Genomic DNA, 18,935 nt, shown 5'->3' on the forward strand with positions numbered 1-18,935 from the left:
ACTTTTTTTACATATAATAGTAAAAGTTACAGCAGGCGGAAGCTTTTTCGCCTGCTGTAACAGTTTTATAGCAAATGGAAACTCCTTTTTTCACCCCCGAACAAATCAGCCACCTGCCTGCTGAACCTGGCGTTTATAAGTATTATAATGCTGAGAAGGAGCTTATTTATGTTGGCAAAGCTAAAAACCTCAGGAAAAGAGTTAGCAGTTATTTCACCAAACAAAAAGGAGTTAACCGGAAAACACAAAAGCTGGTTTCTGAGATAGCCTCTATTGAGTTTACCATTGTTAATAATGAATTTGAGGCGCTACTGCTTGAAAACAGCCTTATTAAAAAGAACAAGCCGCGCTATAACATACTCCTGCGAGACGATAAGAGCTATCCTTATATCTGTGTAACGCACGAGCGCTTTCCGCGGATTATTGCCATCCGGAAAATGATTCCCGGTCTTGGTTCTTATTATGGTCCCTTTGCATCGGTAAAAGCGATGAACAATGTCTTTTACCTTCTCCGCAGCCTCTATCATATCCGTACCTGTAAATACAACCTTTCCGAAGAAAATATTGAAAGAGGAAAGTTTAAGGTATGCCTGGAGTACCACATTGGCAATTGCAAAGGGCCCTGCGAAGGCTTTCAGTCCGAAGCCGATTATATGAAGGACATTGAGCAGGCCGTAAACATACTAAAAGGCAACCTCTCCTTACCGCGGGCCTTCTTTAAGGAGCATATGCAGATGGCCGCAGAAAAGCTCGCTTTTGAAGAAGCCCAGCGCTTTAAGGAAAAATTTGATCTGCTGGAGAAGTTTCAGTCGAAGTCCCTGGTAGTAAGCACTTCCATTGCCGACCTTGATGTACTTACGATCGTAACGGACGACAAGTACGCCTTTATCAACTACCTCAAAATCATTAATGGTGCGGTTACGGTTACCAAAACGGTAGAGGTAAAAAAGAGGATGGAAGAGACTGACGAGGACATCCTGGCCCTGGTAATGGTGGAGCTGCGGGAACGTTACAACAGTACCGCCAACGAAGTAATTACCAATGTTCCGCTGGAGATCGAGGCAGACAGACTGCAAATTAACGTTCCGAAAATTGGTGATAAGAAAAAGCTGATTGAAATGTCGCTCAAAAATGCTCTCTACCATAAAAAAGAACGGCTCAGCAATCTTGAAACCAATCGTCTTAAAGAGAACAGGGTAGTGCTGCAGCTTCAGCAGGACCTGCAGCTAAAAGACCCACCAATGCGGATCGAATGCTTCGATAACTCCAATATACAAGGCACTAACCCTGTTGCTGCCATGGTATGCTTTATTAACGGGAAGCCTGCAAAAAAAGAATACCGCCACTTTAATATTAAAACCGTTATCGGTCCTAACGACTTTGCCTCTATGAACGAAGTGGTTGGAAGACGTTATAAGCGGCTGCTGGAGGAGAAAAAGCCCCTCCCTGACCTAATTGTAGTGGACGGGGGCAAAGGACAGCTTAGCGCCTCTGTTGACGCCCTGAAGGCGCTGGATTTGTATGGGAAGGTTCCAATCATTGGCATTGCCAAACGGCTGGAAGAAATTTTTTACCCTGAAGACCCTTACCCGCTGCACATCGATAAGAAGTCGGAATCGCTTAAACTCATCCAGCGTATACGTGATGAAGCCCACCGCTTTGCCATTACCCATCACCGCGATAAGCGCAGTAAGGGAGCTTTTACTACTCAATTAGATGAGATGAAAGGAATTGGTAAAGTTACTGCCGACAAACTGCTGAAGAATTTCCGCTCTGTTCAAAAGATTAAAGAAGCCAGTGAGGAGGAAATTGCCAAAGTGGTAGGGAAGGATAAAGCCCGGCTGTTAAAAGAGCAGCTAAGCTGATTTTTCTCCTGTTGTTATCTTCTTTCCTTTTTATAGATAGACTCCTGTTCCTTAGAAACAAAAAGAGGAGACATTGCTGTCTCCTCTTTTTATAGATGTTTATTTTATAGCTTAGTATTCCCAGAGTTCGTGCTCGAGCTCAAGTAATTCCATTTCTATCCACTGCGAGGCCATCAGCCCTTCTTTCGGGCTTTTGTCATAGATTTCAACAAGGAGGGCATCATCAGGGTTACCTACTTTAATAATGCGCCCATCGAACAGTCGGAGTGCAAAGGCATCAGACAGGTTAAGGTGTGCACCACTATTCTGTGGGTTAAACCAGATTGCCTCGCCCGGCATGCTGCGGAACAGTTCTACCAGATCTTTATATTTAAAGGTTGCTACAGCTTTCTGTAGTCCGGTTTCATAACGTGTTCCCGGAATGATGAGGGTAACCGCCTGAATATCCCAGTAGAGGCGGCTGCGCTTCTTATCAAAGATCATGTCTTCCATCAGCTCCAGAATGTTCATATCCCGAGGAAGGAACTCATCAAACGCATCTTCCACTACGGTTGTCTTAGCAGTATCAGTTGCCGGTTCATCTCCCCAGCCGGCGCCGGTATCCCAGCCAGAAGCTTCCTCCTGTCCAAAACCCATTGCCTTTTCTTCTTCCGTTAAACCTCCGGCCACTTCAGGTAACTTTATTCTTTCCAGGAACTCCTCCCGTGGCATACGGGTAGTTAAGGAGTCGTTCATATAAGGAGTGAGTACACCGGCTTTCACCGCCTCAACCATTATCTTGCTTATTTCATTATTGAAAGCAAAGAAAGGTTTATTCTGCTTCTCCTCCAGGTCAATTCTCCTCCAGATTCTTTTTTTGAGAAGGATATCTGAATCACGAATCGGGTGAACTGAGTTCGGGTTATATTCCAGGACTGTTTCCTGAGCCTGGGAGGTTTCGACACCTGCCATAGTCATAAAAGCTCCCAGAACCAATACATAACATAATTTCTTCATAACCTCTAAAAATTTACTAATTCAACTGTACCGTAAAGATAGGCGTACCCATTGGCACATCAATAATCTCTTTTCTAAAGTTCAGACGCTGAACTTTAGTCACTTCAATTACCAAACGGTCGCCTGGTTTAGCCTTTGCAGCAAAGCGGCGAAGGTCAATTTCCGGTCCGCTTGCCTTGGCATTATCAACAGGACGGTTACCTCTTGCCAGGTACACAGTATACTCCGCTACTCTAAAGTTTGCATCCTTCGGAAGGAACTCTGCAAAGCTTTCGTCAGCAATGGCACGCATTGTCAATTCACGAAGACGAGTGGCAGGTACTCCGGTTTTAAGGTCGAGTGGCTGGTTTCCGCTATAAGGAACCAGCTCAGGCTTAGGTACACGACGTACACCAAACTTTTCAGCACCTAATACAGTCCCATCATTTTTAACAGTAAGTACCACATCGGCTGCATTTGGTACAACGGTTACAAGTCCTCTTTTATTTCCTTCATAAACGGTAGCACCCGTTGCACTAAAGTCAGGATTGTAGTTAGTTCCTAAGGCAGGCACCTGTACATTCAGCTCATTTCCACACTGCAGGTAAAGTGCCTGAACTGCGGCTGACTGTATTTGGATAACCGGCTTGGCTACAAAGTACTCCTGCACTGCTGTAAAGGTAGTATCATTACCACCCGGGGCAGAAACAGTAATCTTCGACTCGTATGTTTTACGGGCAAGTCCTTCTTCATTATAATCTCCGGCAGAAGCTATAAATTCCACTTTACCCATACCGCCTACCACATCAATTTCTTTTCCATTCACATACATTTCCGGGTCTACACCTGAAGAAGATGCTGCTACGAAAAGGTCAGCTTTATATTTTGTACCTGCAGCCACTATTTTTGCTTCAGGGGTTACCATAGGAACAATTACGTCGAATTTAATATCCTGGGCACCCACATCGCGGGCCAGTTTATCGAGTGCCGCCGCTTCACGGAGCAGTACTTCTGTTTCGAACTGGGTAATGGTCGCTAAACCGGCTACAAGGGGAGTGTTGGCAAAATTCAGCTCCGCAAAGTTCTTGTTTCTCTGATTTGGATCATTGGCAAAAACCGGATTGTCTTTTGCATCGAGTGCGATAGGGGTGGTTTCAATACCGGATGCTTCTTCAAGAAAAGCAGCATACTCATTCAACACCCTTTGCAGTTCCTCTCCGTTCTTCTGGTTAATCATGTAGTTCGCCATGGTCTCCTCATCGGCTACGTTCTGCGGAACTTCAGGATTCTCAGGGTCATAACCTCCGGTTATTTCCACCAGCTTTTCTTTCAGGTCATTCAGGTTATCGAGTACCTCCTTGGTACGTTCACGTACTGTCTGGGCACTTTTCAGCACCTTGACGTCGGCCGCACGGTTACCTGCATCCGTTACCTGAGTCTGGATCCGGCTTACTGTATTGGCATTGCCGACATTCGTTTCCTCTACGGTTGTTTCAAGGCTTCGGTTGATGAAGATGAACTTCTCCAGTACGGTGTTACTCACCTGCAGTGCAAGGAGCGCCAGCAGTACCAGGTACATCATCCCGATCATCTTCTGCCTTGGGGTTTCTTTTCCTCCAGCCATATTTATTTATTGCTTATGGGGTTCTTAAACATTTAAATTAGCGCGCACTTCCATTACCGCGCATGGCTGTTAGCATATTGCCATACACATTATTAAGTGAGCTAAGGTTGCTGGTAAGAGAGGATAGTTCTTTTTTAAACTGCTCAGACTCTTTGCTGGCCTGCGACATGCTTTCCATTGCAGCAGAAATGCTGCCGTAGAATTTGTTCATCGCTTTTACGTGGCTGTTAGCATCCTGCAGTTCCATTTCATAGACTGCATTAAGAGCACCCAGATTTTTGGTTACCACCTGCACCTGGTTATGATATTCTTTGGCATCTTTCGAAGCATTGGCCATTTCGGACATTGCATTAACGGTTGCGCCATAAGATTTATTCATATCAATCAGTGACTTGGAAGCCTGGCGTACATTGTTAGCATACTCTTCAGTTGCTACAGCAGCATTTGATAAAGAACCCATTTGTTTGGCTGAGTTGGCAAGGCTTTGCATGCCCTGGCCCAGGCTCTGAATCAATTCCGGTCCAATTTTATTACTTTCCAGCATCTGGTCGAGCTTTCTTGTTACTGATCCGCTATCGGAGGTAGCAGCTACAGCCGTACGGCTTACCGGTGCACCTGTATAGTCATCTGCCAGTTCAGGATATACTTTTGACCAGTCCGGATCGGCATGAGGCGGTTCAAAGGCACTTAAGAAGAAGATAAGGGCTTCAGTACCTAAACCAACGATCAACATGAAGTTTGCACCTGGCCAGTGCAGAATCTTAAATAAAGCACCTACAATTACTACCGCTCCACCAATGCCATATATTTTAGGCATAATCGTGCTGAAAAGCATCGCCTGGAATCCACCTTTCTTTCTACTCATTATTGTCACTATTTAGTTTATGATGATTTTTTCTATTTTGTTGAAGCTTAAAACTCCATACCAGACGAACGGCCCAAGTGAGTCATGGCCAGACGGAAGCCGATATAAGAGCGAGCTGAATCTTTGTATTCAAAATTACGGGTACCTGTTTCGAGGAAGTAGGAAATATCTTTCCAGGAGCCACCGCGTACTACTTTGCGGGGCTGATCTTCGTCGAAGTAGGTTGGGTTAAGGTCCCACACCAAAGGAACTGATGCAGGGTTGTAAGCATCTTCGCACCATTCGGCTACGTTACCTGACATATCGTACAGGCCGAAATCATTGGCGAAATAAGAGGCTACAGGACCAGTATAGGCAAAACCATCATCGTAATAGTTACCACGTCCTGGCTTAAAGTTCGCCAGCATACAGCCTTTTGCATTTCTGATGTAAGGGTTACCCCATGGATAGGTAGCCATGTCGCGGCCGCCACGGGCAGCATATTCCCATTCTGCTTCGGAAGGCAGGCGAAAATCAGGCATCACGAAATCTCCCTGGCTTACGCGGTAAGCATTCAGGTAGTCGGTACGCCAGTCGGCAAAATAACGCGCTGCTTCCCAGTCTACACCTACTACCGGATAATCGTCAAATGCAGGGTGCATGTAGTAGTATTCTACCAGAGGGTCGCCCATGTGGTGGGCAAAGTCGCGTTGCCACACAGAGGTATCAGGATAAAGCTCCTGCATAATAAAGTCTTCGCCCAGCGTACTGGCTGAGTCTTCAAGCATTGCATTGACAAATTGGCGATACTCATTGTTAGTGATTTCCGTATCGTCCATGTAAAAACTGCCAACGGTAATTTGCTTGTTAAAGTTAATTTGGGAGGCAGCGATGTCTTCGTCGGCCTGGCCCATGTGGAAAGTACCGGCAGGAACAACCACCATACCATAAGGCACAGTCATTACCCAACCTTCTCGACCTTGCACACCAACCAGTTCGCCATAGTCTTCACCAGATCCACCACCAAACAGGCTACACCCCTGTAGGGCAGCCGAGGCTAAAAACAACACAAAGAAAATAGCCTTCCTGTGGGACAGCATTTTATTCATAACACCTTTTTTAATAAAACATCTATTTGGTCCAAGCAACAACCTAATACCCCAAAATTATAGGGTTCAGGATTTCTTTCCTTATCAATACCTGACAAAATATATTACCTGTAATATTTTTCAGGATTTACCAGAAAAAACACATAACACTTATTCAACTAATCTTCAACATTATTTTAACGCAAAAGATTATTTTTTATTTACTAATCGTGGCGAAATCTTGGATTTCTGATAATCTTTTTACCCGAAGGGGTTGGCTGTGGCAAAGTATAGGTAAGCGAAATTTCATGCGAAGAGCCAATAGCCGATGGAGATTTTGCCCCCACCCCTTTTACCACGAAGTCGAAAGAATATCCAAAACGTAAAGATTTGTCTTTCAGTACACTGTAACCCGTAATTAAATTAATTGATTCCCCCTGGCGAAAAGATAAGCCCAACCAGTACTTTTCATCCAGGTTTCCCATGGCAGTTAGGGTAAATATGTACTGGTTAAAATCGGTTTGCACCAGAAATGAGGGGGTAAGTGTAATTTTACGACCGTAAATGTAGTCATAACCGAACATTACACTCATATGGTTCGTAAGCGGCTGCCGGTTCAGGTCGCTATCCGAAAACCTGCCTTTTAACAGGTGGCTAAAACCAACACCGCCAAATACTTTCTCCGACTGGAAATAAACCCCTGCCCCCATATCGGGCCGCAGGTCGTAGGGCTGATCTCCCAGCAAAAGCGGATCATCCGCCTGATTAGGGATAAATTCATCTTCGTCAATGGAAAGAGCATTTGCTCCGGCCCGCACACCAAAACTAAGTTTGGTATTGAGCTCCTTCAGGTGCAGGTGGTAGGCATAGGAGGCCTGGAACTGCAGGTTATTCTGCGCCCCCAAACGATCATTTATAAAATGTACCCCAAAGCCACTGCTTAAGCGGAATACCGGTGTGTTAAAGCTAATGATTTGTGTAACCGGATTTCCTCTTAGCCCGGCCCACTGCGTTCGGTGTGCTGCCGTAATGGAAGTTACCCCGTCTACCCCTGCATAAGCCGGGTTATAGTAAAGAGTATTAAACATATACTGCGTAAACTGGGCATCCTGCTGGGCAAAAGCAGAAAACGACCCCAGGACCAGCAAAAAAAATAAGCTCAGGCCAATGGTCTTTCTCATAACATTTTTGTTCGGAGAATAAATATAGTAGATTTTCTACTTTATTATAATGCCCGCAATTTAAAAATGTTGTGGAGACAATTGGTCCGAATGTAATATTTCCTATTTTTTATTATTTTACCTTGTTCGCCTTTTTAATGTATAATTCCAATGCACCCGTCATGGATGGAGCGTTTGGCTGAGGCGCTTCAATGTCAAGTCGAAGTCCTGCATCTCTTACCGCCTGCGCTGTGGTGGGACCAAAAGCCGCAATTCGGGTTTCCTTCTGCTCAAAATCAGGGAAATTAACAAAAAGAGAACTGATACCGGAGGGACTAAAGAAAGCGATAATATCGTAGTTGACATCAGCCAGGTCAGAAAGGTCCGATGCAACAGTTTTATAGATGATCGCCTCCGTATACTTAATGTTCTGCTCTTCCATAAAAACAGGAATATCTTCCTTCCGGATATTAGAGCATGGAAAAATGTACTTCTCGTTTTTGTGCTTTTTCAGTATCTCAATCAAGTCATTGGCCGTACGATAGCCGGTAAAAACCTTTCTTTTTCGCACCACAATATACTTTTGCAGATAATTAGCTGTCTGTTCAGATATGCAGAAGTACTTCATATCGGCAGGCACTTCTATTTTGCTTTCATTGCAGAGTCTGAAAAAATGGTCAACGGCATTGCGGCTGGTAAAGATGACGGCCGTATGCGCAAGAATATCCACCTTTTGTTTTCTGAACTCCTTCAGGGAAACCGGGTCGATTTGGATAAAAGGACGAAAATCTATTTTGAGCTTATATTTTTCCGCAAGAATACCATAAGGTGATTTTTGGTCGCCGGGCTCCGGCTGTGACACCAGAATGCTTTTGACTTCTCTTAGTTTTGGCTCTTTTTCTTTTTTTGTCATACCTTAAAAACAACAGAAACCTTATATTATGAGAAATTTGAGTCCAATTAAAAGGGGTAGTATTTCTGTGGTGCAAAGGTAAGAAAATAAATAGGTTTTTCTAAATGAGGATAGATGTAAAAGCTTAAAAAAGATTAAGAAAAGCCTAATTACCGCGAAAACAGCCACCACTCTAATCAATATTACAGAACCTGTACCAACGTAGGCATCGGCCCCTAAAAACAGGAGCAGCACCAGCACAAAAACAAGGGTGTAGAAGATTTGCGACAACCGCAGAAAATCAAAGAAGTGGATACCTGCAAAATCAGGTACATTAAAAACAGCTGCCACAATTCTGAGCAACCAGTATTTAAACAGCTGGAAAAAGAAAACGATAACCGAAAGCAGGAGCCATGCATATAAGTAGGTACCAAACCCACTTACAATTAGGAAACTAAAAACAGTTTCTATCTCGCCGGCAGTTTGCAGGAGCACCATCAGCAAAAAACCGAACAGCAGGCTGTAAAACACCAGGAAGGCCAGATGGCCCCGGCCGCTCAACTTCATGGTAAAGTTTGCTTCGTCTCTCACGCGCAGAGCTGCGGCTCTTGTTATATCATAGTAACTGCTAAACACTTTCGGAAAAACATTCCGCAGAACAGCCATAACCGCCAGCAAGAGCAGCACTCCAATAATAAAGAAGTTGTTGAAGCTTTTTCCACGCCTTTCGAATACCTCCAGAAAGTCTTCAGAGATGGAACTGCCGGCATCGGCGTAGCTATAAGGCTGCCGGCTTATAATTTTCACTTCCAGCTCCTGAGGATGAAAAGAAGGGTGAAAAATGGATATTACACACGAATCGCCGTACAGGCGGCGCAAACTATCAATAGGGTAAAACTTACTGCCCCCGTTCCTGTAGTAATCAACTATGCTTTTGTTTATCAGCAGCGCAGCCTCCGCCGGAGGCTGTATCAGCAACTGGTAGTCCTGATATTCCTTTAGCGGCAAAACAAATACCGCAGCTGAGGAATTAAAAGGGGTTCCCTGCACATAAGGCACATAGGTATTTTGCGACTTGCTGTACTCTAACAGGTTTTCTTCCAGGTCCTTTACAAGTGAAAAGCTTTGCCCCCCAACCTCTACCTGCGCATGAGCAGACAGCACCCCACCAAGAACAAAACAAAGCAGAAGAAAATAGCGATTAAACTTTTGCATACACACTCTTACGCCTTTGAAACTCAAGAAATACACTGATAAGAACAGCAAAAGCAATCTGGGAAACCAGCAATAAAGTATTGCCTGCACCCGAAAACCAAATGGTAGAAATAACCACCAGCAGGTTAAGCATCAGCATTAATACAACCACCATAATCTGCGGCAGCCCCATAGCCAGAAAACGGTGATGCAGGTGATTTCGGTCCGGTGCAAAAGGAGACTTTCCGTTGCCAATCCTAAGCACAAAAGCCCGAAGCGTATCAAAAACAGGGATAAAGAGTACGGCTACTGCAGTGGCAGGAGCCGAAGGAACGGCATTCATTTCCAGAAACTTTACCGACATAACGGCAATTACAAAGCCTGACACCAGCGAACCGGTATCGCCCATAAAGATTCTCGCTTTATAAATATTATAACGAAGAAACCCCAGCATACCACCTGCCAAACAAAAGGCAACAAAGGCATACTCGATACTGTAAAAGCAAAAGTAGGTACCGAAACAAAGAGAAATAATTAGAATAATGGTTCCCGCAAGCCCATCGAGCCCATCAATAAGATTTATGGCATTGGTGATCCCGACAATAACCAGAAAGGTAAAAGCGTAGCTGATACCAACCTCCAGCTCGTATATGCCTAGAAAACCCTGCAGGCTGCTAATACGCACATCGCCCATAATCATAACAATGCCGGTGGCAACCATCTGCACAAAAAATTTTTTAAAAGCCGATACGCTGATAACATCATCTTTCGCCCCAATAAAGAACAGCAGCACACAACCCGCCAGTAAATGCTGAACTCCTTCCCTAAACTGGCCGAAAATGGTAATCGCCGACATAAAGCCTGCAAATATCGCTAACCCTCCAAGCCGCGGGGTCATAACTGCATGAATGGTCCGGTGATTAGGTTCATCGAGGAGCTTTTTGGTGTGCGAAACATGAATGATGGAAGGCACCGAAAAAAGGCTCACCACCAACGCCCACAAAAATGCAAATAATATATTCAGATACATAGAAGTACGATATGCCGTTGCAAGTTAGCTGTTTACGAAGGCTAATCAAATAATTTAAAAACGATTTATATACCCAAAGTGAACCTGCGAGTGAGCAAAATTTAGTGCCTGCCCCTGCATTTTCCCCAACCCATATATAAAATTAAAGATCCCTGCATTAGTTCCCAAATTTAGTCCCGCCCCGAGACCTAATGGCCAGTCTTTCAGATGTAAGTTTCCGGAAGAATACCGCATCCACGCCTGATCATAGAAACCAAAGAAATAAGTATCGGCTCCTGCCAGCCAGCGTAGCTCTAATCGACTGAGGGCATAGTCTGAAGCAAAGAAACTCATTTCCCGAAATCCTCTCAGGCTGTTAAGCCCTCCAATGCGAAAAAGATCGTTAAGAAACAGCCGCTCATCTGCTACCAGGCCTGCCTGCAGCTGATGAGCCAGCACCCATTGCCGACCCAGCGGCTGGAAATAAGCAAATCGGCCGGAGGCTCTGTACTGCATGTTTACACTTCCTGCCAGCAACGAGTCGTCGGCCACACCCGCCGGAAGACTACGAATTTTCTTTCGCCCGGCCATTGCTTCGGCCGAAAACTCATACCCCCTTCGTGGAACCTGCCAGCTATCCAACCTGCGACGACTAAAGCCCAGCCCATATTCCGCCAGCTTAAAGCCAGCATAATCTTTACCTGCAGCTTCCCCCAGAAGGCGAGCATCCTTCTGCCGCAAAAGCAATTTTAATATATTATAAGTTCCCTGTTGTAGCTGTGCTTCCACCCGAACCTGTCTGTTAACAAAGGCCTCTGCCTCTTTCAGCAGCTCAAAACCCAGTTCAACACTTAGCGGGGAATTAAATACATAAGGGTGAAAGTATGCCACTTCCAGATTTTGTGAAGCCCTGTTAAGCCGCTGCCAGTGCAGGGCTATTCGCTTTCCTCTCCGGAAAGGATTCTGAAGAAGTAAATCGAACTGGCCTGTAAAAATATACTGTCCCGGCTCCTGCGCATCAGGCACAAGACCAATGATGCCATCAATCCGGTTAGCCCGCTGCCTGTCAAGCTCCACATGCAGGGTAGCCTGGTTATTCTGGAAACTTACATAAGGCGCTCCCTTTAATTTTATATATGGCAGCTGCCGCAGCCGATCTCCCACATGCCGGAGCTTTTGCTGGCTGTAGGGTTCGCCGGGTTTTATACCCGCATGGTTTGATAGGAATTTTGAATTAAGCAACTGCTGCCCCTCCTGCTCAAGTGTATCAAACACAATAAAAGGACCTTTATGAATAGCCAGGCTTGCCTGCAGCACATTACCTTCCAGCGCAACAGAATCGAGCCGGATGGCTGCGAAAGGATAGCCGGAGTTTTCGGAAAGACGGAGCAGCTGCTCCAGCAGGCGAGCTACCTGTGCATAATAGAAAGGACGGTTATCGAAAAGCTTTCTCCGGAAAATCGTCTGGCTGAGCAGGTCAGATTCCACGTTCCCCGCCTCCAGCCGCGCCCACCGAAACTGCTCTCCCACGACAAACAGGGCCACTGTACTATCCAGGCCACGGTTTACCGAAATGGTATCAGCCAGTAAATAGCCATCAGCCCTTAAAGCGCCAAGCAGTTCTTTTATTTCAGCATCTGCCACTTCGCTTCCTTCCGGGGTGCTATTGAAAGAATAGCTTTTTAGCACTTGCCGGTCTGCATCTGTACCGGCCTTCACCAGAAGCACATGCTGGCCTGTTGCCTGCAGGATAGCAGCAAAGCAACATAAAACAAACAGGCTGACTTTCAATGGCATGTACAAATTTAAAAAATAAACCCACATGCTTTTAAGCATAAAAATGAATTTTATCACCTCCGGGTAGAGGTGCTGTATATTCTTTATTCTGCCCGGCACTCCGGCCTCTCTAATTTTGTTACCTTTGCTGTACGCCTGCACTGTCTGTTTGCAGTGGGGTCTTTATTTTAACCTATACAGAATCTTTGGCCGGAATTTATTTACACATTCCTTTTTGCAGGCAAGCCTGCCATTACTGCGACTTCCACTTCAGCACCAATTTAAAAAATAAGGATGCTTTGGTAAAGGCGCTTGTTCAGGAAATACGACTGCAAAAAGATTACCTGGAAGGGGAAGAAGTAGAAACGGTTTACTTTGGCGGTGGAACACCTTCTCTGCTGAGCCGGGAGGAAGTAGAAACGCTTTTACTGGCCCTTAAAGATAATTTTTTGATAAGCAATGAGCCGGAAATTACCCTGGAGGCGAATCCGGATGATCTTAAGCCGGAAAAGCTACAGGAGCTGTATGCTGCAGGAATAAACAGACTCAGCATTGGCATACAATCCTTCCATGATGCCCATTTGCAGTCGCTAAACCGGGCCCATTCTGCCCGGGAGGCAAAAAACAGTATTAAGTTTGCCCGTGAAGCTGGCTTTTCAAATATCAGTATTGACCTTATTTATGCCATTCCTTCTCCTGATGATACGCTTTGGCTGGCCGACCTTGAGCAGGCACTCGCCCTCCGGCCGGAGCATATATCTTCCTACTGCCTCACCATCGAACCCCAGACTGCTTTTGGCAACTGGCTAAAGAAGGGAAAGTTAAAACCGATAGACGAGGAATATGCCGCACGGCAGTTCGAAATTCTGCTCCAAAGACTACAGGAGGCCGGGTATGAACAGTATGAAATTTCCAACTTCTGCCTGCCGGGCAACTACTCGCGCCATAACAGCAGCTATTGGCAGCAGAAGAAATACCTTGGGCTGGGTCCGAGCGCACATTCCTTTAACGGCCACAGCCGCCAGCACAATATTGCCAATAATGCCCGTTACCTGAAAGCCCTGGCAAAAAATGAACCGGCATTTGAACGGGAAGAGCTGCAGCGGGCGAATATGATTAATGAGTATATTATGACCGGCCTCCGCACCCGCTGGGGCTGCAGTCTTGCCTACCTGCAGGAGCAGTATGCATTTGATTTAAAGGCAGAAAACGAGCAACTACTTTCTTCTCTTTTCCAGCAGAAGTATATTTATTACGAGGACGGCTCTCTGCTGCTGACTGATTCAGGTAAATTACTGGCCGATGAGATTGCGAGTCGGCTCATGACGGAAGAATGAGGGCTTAATTTCACTAAAAAATAAAAAGTGTCCTTAAATTTTGGGGCAAAATGTTATATTTGCCAAGGAGCAAAAGACTCGCCTGCATGAATAAAGAAGAAAAGAAAGCCTTTCTGCTTTTAAAAAGCATCATTTTTCAGTACCACGGGCTGGACGACAATGAACAGCAGCTCCTGGAAAAAACAGCCGGGGAGCTCGATGCTGAAGAAGAACTGAAATGGGCGCAGAATTTTATTGCAGAAGAGTATCTCGATGCCTTCGATCGTGCACGCGATTATCTTGCCAAGGTTTCCATCGCCAAAGAACAAAAAATAGATTTCCTGCACCGGGTGTGGAAATCGAATAATGAAAAAGGCCACATCACCGAAATGGAAGCAATTGCTATCCTTCGCCTGGCAAAAGACTGGCAGGTAGAGTCGGAGCTTATCAGCAGGGTGAGAGGTTAGCCTTCATACACCTCTTACAGGCTCATCATATCCTTGAACTTCGTCGCCTGCCTACGGCTTACTTCTACCTTTTCTCCTCCCTGCAGTGTAACCATTAATCCGCCATTAAACCAGGGCTCAATATTATCTACCCAGTTCAGGTTAATCATATGCTTCCGGTTGGCACGGAAGAAAACCTTATCGTCTAACCGTTCATCCAGCGCATTCAGCGATTTATGAATCATGGGCTTCTGGTTATCGAAATAAACTTTTATATAGTTGCCATCAGACTCAAACAGCCGAATTTTACTGAGGCGCACAAACCAGCATTTATCCCCGTCTTTTACAAATACCTGGTCGTTTGGTCCCAGCTTAGCGGTTTTATCCCGCTCAACACCTTCCTCCTCCTTTTCCCTAACTGAAGTTAATTTATGGATGCTTTCTTTTAAACGCTCAGGCTGCACAGGCTTTAGCAGGTAATCGAGCGCATTTACTTCAAAGGCTTTTATAGCATACTCATCGTAGGCCGTAGTAAAAATAACCTGAGGTACATCTTCAAGCATCTCCAGGAGGTCGAAGCCGGTTTTTTCCGGCATTTGAATATCCAGGAACAGCAGTTCCGGCTGCAGCTCTTTTATTTTTTGATAGGCATCATCTACATTCACTGCCTCACCCACCACCTCTATCTGGGTATAGTCGGAGAGCAGCGACATTAATTCTTTTCGGGCCAGCCGTTCATCGTCTACAATTAGTGCTTTCATAGGTTTAATGTTCAGGAATAACTAATTCGGTAAGGACAGTATGCTCATTCTCATTTGAAATTTTAAAAGACGCCCGCTCTCCATACAGCAATTTAAGCCGCTCGCGGGTATTTTCAAGCCCCAGACCAGAATCGTTTTTGTGTTTTACTCCGTTTATGTATTGCCCGTTGTTGCGAATACATATATGCAGGTTCCGGTCCTTTACAAAGGCCTCCACACTTACTTCTCCCCCTTCTATCAGGTTACTGATGCCATGCTTAATACTGTTTTCCACCAGCGTTTGTAACATCAGCGGCGGTATGTAAAAATCTCCGGCCTCGGGGTGAATATTAAAGTACGTCTGGAGTCGTTCCTCAAAGCGAATGCCTTCGAGTGCCAGGTAATCTTTTACCGTTTTCAGCTCATCGGCAAAGCTTACCACCTTTCGCTTGTCCATAACCAGAGAGTTCCGTAAAATATTACTCAGCTGGGTAATGGCCACCTTTGCCTTTGAAGGCTCCTCATCGACCAGTGCCCTAATACTATTGAGTGCGTTAAACATAAAATGAGGGTTTAACTGCGATTTAAGCCTGTTGAGCGTCATTTCATTGATAGCCGCCTCATATTTAAGCGAGGAGTTGTATCGCTCTACATAATGGTACATGATGTAAAGCACACTCCAGATAAAGAAAATCGTTACCTGGGAGAGAAACATCAACAGCACTTCAGAAAAATCAAAATAGGAGAGGGACTGCTGCCCCAGTAGCATAAGGGTAACGGCCTGCAGCAGGTATACCAGCATACTCATAATTATAATCGCCAGTATAACCCGCGGTATAAGCTTTCCGGTGGTAAGCTTGAGCCACTGCCGGTTATGCAGGTAATGCCGGAAGGCATGGGTAACCAGCAGCATATATACAACGGAGAGTAACAGGAAAGAGTACTGCTGTACATCCTGCACCCCAAACATGATGTTGAACGAGATGTTAATGATTGCATACAGGGACCAGCCACCAATCTGGCAAATCCAGTAAACCGTTTTCCGAGTCATAAGCGCGCCTCCAAAGCCTAAAGGCCTAAGCCTTTTACAAGCTAGTATACACAAAGTTAAGATTTGCCGGCAACTTGTAAAGAGGATTTGTACAAAAGGTAAAAGCCGCTGGTAAAAGGAAAAAAGCACCCTTACCAGCGGCTATGTTCGCTGTTTCTTCAAACGAAAACTACTGCTCCGATTCCTGCTGTTTAATTTTTTCTTCTTTATCGAAAGGCCGGATGATGAGCCGGATGCCCCGGTCGTAGGTAAAATAATTCCAGACCCAGTTGTTGAATACCACCAGCTTATTCCGGAAGCCGATGAGGTAGAGGAGGTGTACGAACATCCAGGTGGTCCAGGCGGCGAAACCTCCAAAGCTCAGGCCGTTGGGCATATCCACTACGGCCCGGTTTCGGCCTACCGTAGCCATAGAGCCTTTGTTAAAGAAGCGGAAGGGCTGGAGGTTTTTCTCCCCACGGATTATGCGCAGGAGGTTTTCTGCCAGGTTTTCGCCCTGCTGTATTGCTACCGGAGCCAGCATAGGATAGCCCTTAGGGGTTTTCCTGGTCTCCATTAAAGCAACATCTCCTACCGCGAAAACATCTTTTACTCCCTGTACCTGGTTAAATTCATCGACGAGGTACTGGCTCTTTTTAACACATTCTTCCGGCAGGCCGGGAATGGTGTTCCCCTTCACCCCTGCAGCCCATATGAGCGTTTGGGAATTGAGTACCTCTCCGGTACTTAGCTTCACCTCTTTGCCATCATAGGAGTCGACCATGGCATTGAGCTTAATATTCACATCAAAGTCTTTCAGGTATTTATTTGCTTTTTTAGAGGCTGTTTTCGACATGCCGTTTAAAAGGTGCGGCAGCCCTTCTACCAGGTAAATCTTCATTTGCCGGAAATCCAGTTCGGGATAATCCTTGGGCAGCACATGGTTTTTAAGCTCACCCAGCGCACCCGACACTTCTACCCCGGTAGGGCCTCCTCCTACCACCACAACATTCATGAGGCTTTTAAGCTCCTCCGGATCGGAGGTATTAACGGCTTTTTCAAAATTTTGGAGTATATGGGAGCGAAGGTTCAGCGCATGAGGCAGCTGTTTCAGGGGCAGAGCTTCCTTAAACTTATCGTCATTACCGAAATAGTTGGTTTTTGTTCCACAGGCAATAATCAGGTAGTCGTAACTCAGCTCACCCAGGGGAGTGCTTACTGTTTTCTTTTCGTGGTTAATACGGGTTACTTTAGCCATCCGGAAGTGGAAATCCTCCTTCTCTTCCATAACCTGTCGCAGGGGACCGGCAATGGAGCCTGGTTCCAGGCCGGCGGTAGCTACCTGGTACAGGAGCGGCTGAAAGGTGTGGTAATTGTGCCGGTCCAGCATAATCACCTGCAGATTTTCCTTTTCAAGCTTTTTTATAATCCGCAGGCCGGCAAAGCCGCCACCAATGATCACTACCCTTGGTTTATCTGTTTTGGGGATCTGAATTGATATTTCCTGATGTTCTTTGACCGGTGCCATATCACTCTTTTTCTGAATTAAAACTCCCTTAACGGGCACTAATGTAATAGCTAATTTTATAAAGTGATAAGAAATTTATTTGTTTCTGCGATTCCGGGGAGATTAAGAATTAAAAGGAAAATACTTACCCGGGAGTGCCGAAAAGCTAATCTCACATAAGAAGATAGGTAAGAATATACTTTCGGTAATAATTTTTTTAGGATATAAATTTTAAAAGAAGCAGGCAGAGGAAAAACGACAAATATTTAGAAGAAAATGCGCCGAATGGACGCCTATTTTAAGAAGATAAAAATGAACAGATACAAGTAACACTTCATCAAACAACTCACATCTCAATGACTTTCAGCATGTTATGGATGCCGCCTGATATGACAAATAGAAAAGTTTAAATTCTTATGATTATTTTTTTACCTTTGAGGAACCAATTATCGATTAAATTAATTTACTAAATACAATTAGCTTATTCATAGTTGATAGGTTTTAATGTTTTGGTTGAAAGAGGAAAGCTGCCCTTTTATGAGGGCAGCTTTTTCTTTTTTATCCCATCAGTTGTTTGAAACAGCATCGAGCAGCTTGAGTGCGTGCGGCCCCATATGATCTACAATCAGCTTGCGGTATTCAGTACTGCCCACAAAGCCTGAATTCATGAAGCGCGCCATCACCGGAGCCCAGTCACTATTCTTTGGCATAATAATTCCAAACTTTTCAGAATCCTCATCACCAACCGGATGGCGTTTTACAGGCATACGCTTGCTAAGGGCTTCCAGGTAATAAGTAAAGTCAAGCTCCGTAAAAGCTTTTTCGTTGTGGGCAACTTCCTGTAGTGCCTCAGGAATGGAGGCTACATATTTCACATTCACACCTGGGTAGTATTTTTCAGAAAGTGCCAGCAGGCGCCTTTCATTCAGCGTTCCCCGAACTGCCACCAGTGTCATACCACTAAAGCCACTGGCGATATCTTCCAAGCTGTTCAGGTTCGGCACACTTTTGTTGGTCATCAGAATGGCCACATTGGTGATAAAAGGAGGACTAAAATTGTAAGAGTTTTTACGCTCCTCGGTAATAGTGATGTTGCCAAGACCAAATACTCCTCCTGAGGAGCCCTTTATGCTATTCATAAACTTGGCAAAGTCCTTCGAGTCTTTATCGAAGTAAACAGGATTCAAAACAATCCCTTCTTCTTTTTGCAGCCATTTCGCAAACTCATTCATAATCTCCACACAGAAGCCGCTCACCTTCCCTGCCTGGTTCATGGCAAAACCAGGAGTTTCGATATAAGAGAAAGTTACGGTTGCCGAGCCCTTTGCCTTAGCCTCGGCAAAGGAATCGCCACGGAGCTGGGCCTGCACACTCGCAGACAGGAAGAGCAAAATCAGCAGAATACCTGCTCTGAGGCTGCTCAAAACGGTAGACAGTAGTTTCATATGCAAATGTTTATATTGTCAAAA

The 18,935-nt window shown here is 45.2% G+C and carries 16 protein-coding genes; 3 read left to right on the plus strand and 13 right to left on the minus strand.

Annotated features, from left to right (window positions below; all coding sequences use genetic code 11):
* Nucleotides 1-74 precede the first annotated feature (74 nt).
* Nucleotides 75-1,865 carry an excinuclease ABC subunit UvrC gene (uvrC, locus tag F752_RS0103615; protein WP_017730370.1) on the plus strand — a complete coding sequence of 597 codons (1,791 nt, stop codon included), beginning with the start codon at nucleotides 75-77 and terminating at the stop codon, nucleotides 1,863-1,865.
* A 111-nt stretch (nucleotides 1,866-1,976) separates the two neighbouring features.
* Here uvrC and porN read toward each other — a convergent pair whose 3' ends face one another.
* From porN to F752_RS0103660, 9 genes are all read right to left on the minus strand, one after another.
* Entirely contained in the window at nucleotides 1,977-2,861 is an 885-nt protein-coding gene (gene porN / locus F752_RS0103620) for a type IX secretion system ring subunit PorN/GldN (protein WP_040664088.1), read from the minus strand.
* 16 nt (nucleotides 2,862-2,877) lie between these two features.
* A complete protein-coding gene (gene porM / locus F752_RS0103625) occupies nucleotides 2,878-4,464 on the minus strand; it encodes a type IX secretion system motor protein PorM/GldM (RefSeq protein WP_017730372.1) in 1,587 nt (528 codons plus the stop codon).
* A 37-nt stretch (nucleotides 4,465-4,501) separates the two neighbouring features.
* Entirely contained in the window at nucleotides 4,502-5,329 is an 828-nt protein-coding gene (porL, locus tag F752_RS0103630) for a type IX secretion system motor protein PorL/GldL (RefSeq protein WP_040664091.1), read from the minus strand.
* Between the two features lie 47 nt (nucleotides 5,330-5,376).
* Entirely contained in the window at nucleotides 5,377-6,417 is a 1,041-nt protein-coding gene (gene porK / locus F752_RS0103635) for a T9SS ring complex lipoprotein PorK/GldK (RefSeq protein ID WP_017730374.1), read from the minus strand.
* A 203-nt stretch (nucleotides 6,418-6,620) separates the two neighbouring features.
* Nucleotides 6,621-7,577, minus strand: coding sequence for a PorP/SprF family type IX secretion system membrane protein (locus F752_RS0103640; protein WP_017730375.1), 957 nt, complete (start codon nucleotides 7,575-7,577; stop codon nucleotides 6,621-6,623).
* A gap of 112 nt (nucleotides 7,578-7,689) precedes the next feature.
* Complete coding sequence (locus F752_RS0103645; RefSeq protein ID WP_017730376.1) at nucleotides 7,690-8,469, minus strand: uroporphyrinogen-III synthase; 780 nt, start codon at nucleotides 8,467-8,469, stop codon at nucleotides 7,690-7,692.
* 21 nt (nucleotides 8,470-8,490) lie between these two features.
* The gene (locus tag F752_RS0103650) at nucleotides 8,491-9,663 is read right to left on the minus strand and encodes a DUF4271 domain-containing protein (RefSeq protein ID WP_017730377.1); all 1,173 of its coding nucleotides are present in this window, start codon (nucleotides 9,661-9,663) and stop codon (nucleotides 8,491-8,493) included.
* Complete coding sequence (locus F752_RS0103655) at nucleotides 9,650-10,672, minus strand: MraY family glycosyltransferase (RefSeq protein WP_017730378.1); 1,023 nt, start codon at nucleotides 10,670-10,672, stop codon at nucleotides 9,650-9,652. The genes F752_RS0103650 and F752_RS0103655 overlap by 14 nt, the downstream gene beginning before the upstream one ends.
* Before the next feature lie 54 nt (nucleotides 10,673-10,726).
* Nucleotides 10,727-12,448 (minus strand): BamA/TamA family outer membrane protein, encoded by a 1,722-nt coding sequence (locus F752_RS0103660; protein WP_160164080.1) that lies wholly within the window; start codon nucleotides 12,446-12,448, stop codon nucleotides 10,727-10,729.
* Nucleotides 12,449-12,633: 185 nt separating this feature from the next.
* On the opposite strand from F752_RS0103660, the gene hemW reads away from it, so the two are divergent.
* Nucleotides 12,634-13,764, plus strand: coding sequence for a radical SAM family heme chaperone HemW (gene hemW, locus F752_RS0103665; RefSeq protein WP_017730380.1), 1,131 nt, complete (start codon nucleotides 12,634-12,636; stop codon nucleotides 13,762-13,764).
* A gap of 86 nt (nucleotides 13,765-13,850) precedes the next feature.
* Nucleotides 13,851-14,210: a hypothetical protein gene (locus tag F752_RS0103670; protein ID WP_017730381.1), complete on the plus strand. Its 360-nt coding sequence runs from the start codon at nucleotides 13,851-13,853 to the stop codon at nucleotides 14,208-14,210.
* Between the two features lie 14 nt (nucleotides 14,211-14,224).
* On the opposite strand, the gene F752_RS0103675 is transcribed toward F752_RS0103670, so the two are convergent.
* From F752_RS0103675 to F752_RS0103690, 4 genes are all read right to left on the minus strand, one after another.
* A complete protein-coding gene (locus tag F752_RS0103675) occupies nucleotides 14,225-14,950 on the minus strand; it encodes a LytR/AlgR family response regulator transcription factor (RefSeq protein ID WP_017730382.1) in 726 nt (241 codons plus the stop codon).
* Between the two features lie 4 nt (nucleotides 14,951-14,954).
* Nucleotides 14,955-15,980: a sensor histidine kinase gene (locus F752_RS0103680; protein WP_026135492.1), complete on the minus strand. Its 1,026-nt coding sequence runs from the start codon at nucleotides 15,978-15,980 to the stop codon at nucleotides 14,955-14,957.
* 169 nt (nucleotides 15,981-16,149) lie between these two features.
* Entirely contained in the window at nucleotides 16,150-17,487 is a 1,338-nt protein-coding gene (locus F752_RS0103685) for an NAD(P)/FAD-dependent oxidoreductase (protein WP_017730384.1), read from the minus strand.
* Between the two features lie 545 nt (nucleotides 17,488-18,032).
* Nucleotides 18,033-18,911: a substrate-binding periplasmic protein gene (locus tag F752_RS0103690; RefSeq protein ID WP_017730385.1), complete on the minus strand. Its 879-nt coding sequence runs from the start codon at nucleotides 18,909-18,911 to the stop codon at nucleotides 18,033-18,035.
* Between the last annotated feature and the right edge of the window lie 24 nt (nucleotides 18,912-18,935).

The organism is Nafulsella turpanensis ZLM-10, assembly GCF_000346615.1.
GTDB classification, from domain to species: Bacteria; Bacteroidota; Bacteroidia; order Cytophagales; family Cyclobacteriaceae; genus Nafulsella; species Nafulsella turpanensis.

Excerpts from the sequence above, each read along its gene's own strand:
- porL (WP_040664091.1), bottom strand. The coding sequence starts at position 5,329 with ATGAGTAGAAAGAAAGGTGGATTCCAGGCGATGCTTTTCAGCACGATT.
- F752_RS0103690 (WP_017730385.1), bottom strand. The coding sequence starts at position 18,911 with ATGAAACTACTGTCTACCGTTTTGAGCAGCCTCAGAGCAGGTATTCTG.
- F752_RS0103685 (WP_017730384.1), bottom strand. The coding sequence starts at position 17,487 with ATGGCACCGGTCAAAGAACATCAGGAAATATCAATTCAGATCCCCAAA.
- F752_RS0103675 (WP_017730382.1), bottom strand. The coding sequence starts at position 14,950 with ATGAAAGCACTAATTGTAGACGATGAACGGCTGGCCCGAAAAGAATTA.
- F752_RS0103650 (WP_017730377.1), bottom strand. The coding sequence starts at position 9,663 with ATGCAAAAGTTTAATCGCTATTTTCTTCTGCTTTGTTTTGTTCTTGGT.
- F752_RS0103660 (WP_160164080.1), bottom strand. The coding sequence starts at position 12,448 with ATGCCATTGAAAGTCAGCCTGTTTGTTTTATGTTGCTTTGCTGCTATC.
- porM (WP_017730372.1), bottom strand. The coding sequence starts at position 4,464 with ATGGCTGGAGGAAAAGAAACCCCAAGGCAGAAGATGATCGGGATGATG.
- F752_RS0103640 (WP_017730375.1), bottom strand. The coding sequence starts at position 7,577 with ATGAGAAAGACCATTGGCCTGAGCTTATTTTTTTTGCTGGTCCTGGGG.
- F752_RS0103655 (WP_017730378.1), bottom strand. The coding sequence starts at position 10,672 with ATGTATCTGAATATATTATTTGCATTTTTGTGGGCGTTGGTGGTGAGC.
- porN (WP_040664088.1), bottom strand. The coding sequence starts at position 2,861 with ATGAAGAAATTATGTTATGTATTGGTTCTGGGAGCTTTTATGACTATG.
- F752_RS0103680 (WP_026135492.1), bottom strand. The coding sequence starts at position 15,980 with ATGACTCGGAAAACGGTTTACTGGATTTGCCAGATTGGTGGCTGGTCC.
- F752_RS0103670 (WP_017730381.1), top strand. The coding sequence starts at position 13,851 with ATGAATAAAGAAGAAAAGAAAGCCTTTCTGCTTTTAAAAAGCATCATT.
- F752_RS0103645 (WP_017730376.1), bottom strand. The coding sequence starts at position 8,469 with ATGACAAAAAAAGAAAAAGAGCCAAAACTAAGAGAAGTCAAAAGCATT.
- porK (WP_017730374.1), bottom strand. The coding sequence starts at position 6,417 with ATGAATAAAATGCTGTCCCACAGGAAGGCTATTTTCTTTGTGTTGTTT.
- uvrC (WP_017730370.1), top strand. The coding sequence starts at position 75 with ATGGAAACTCCTTTTTTCACCCCCGAACAAATCAGCCACCTGCCTGCT.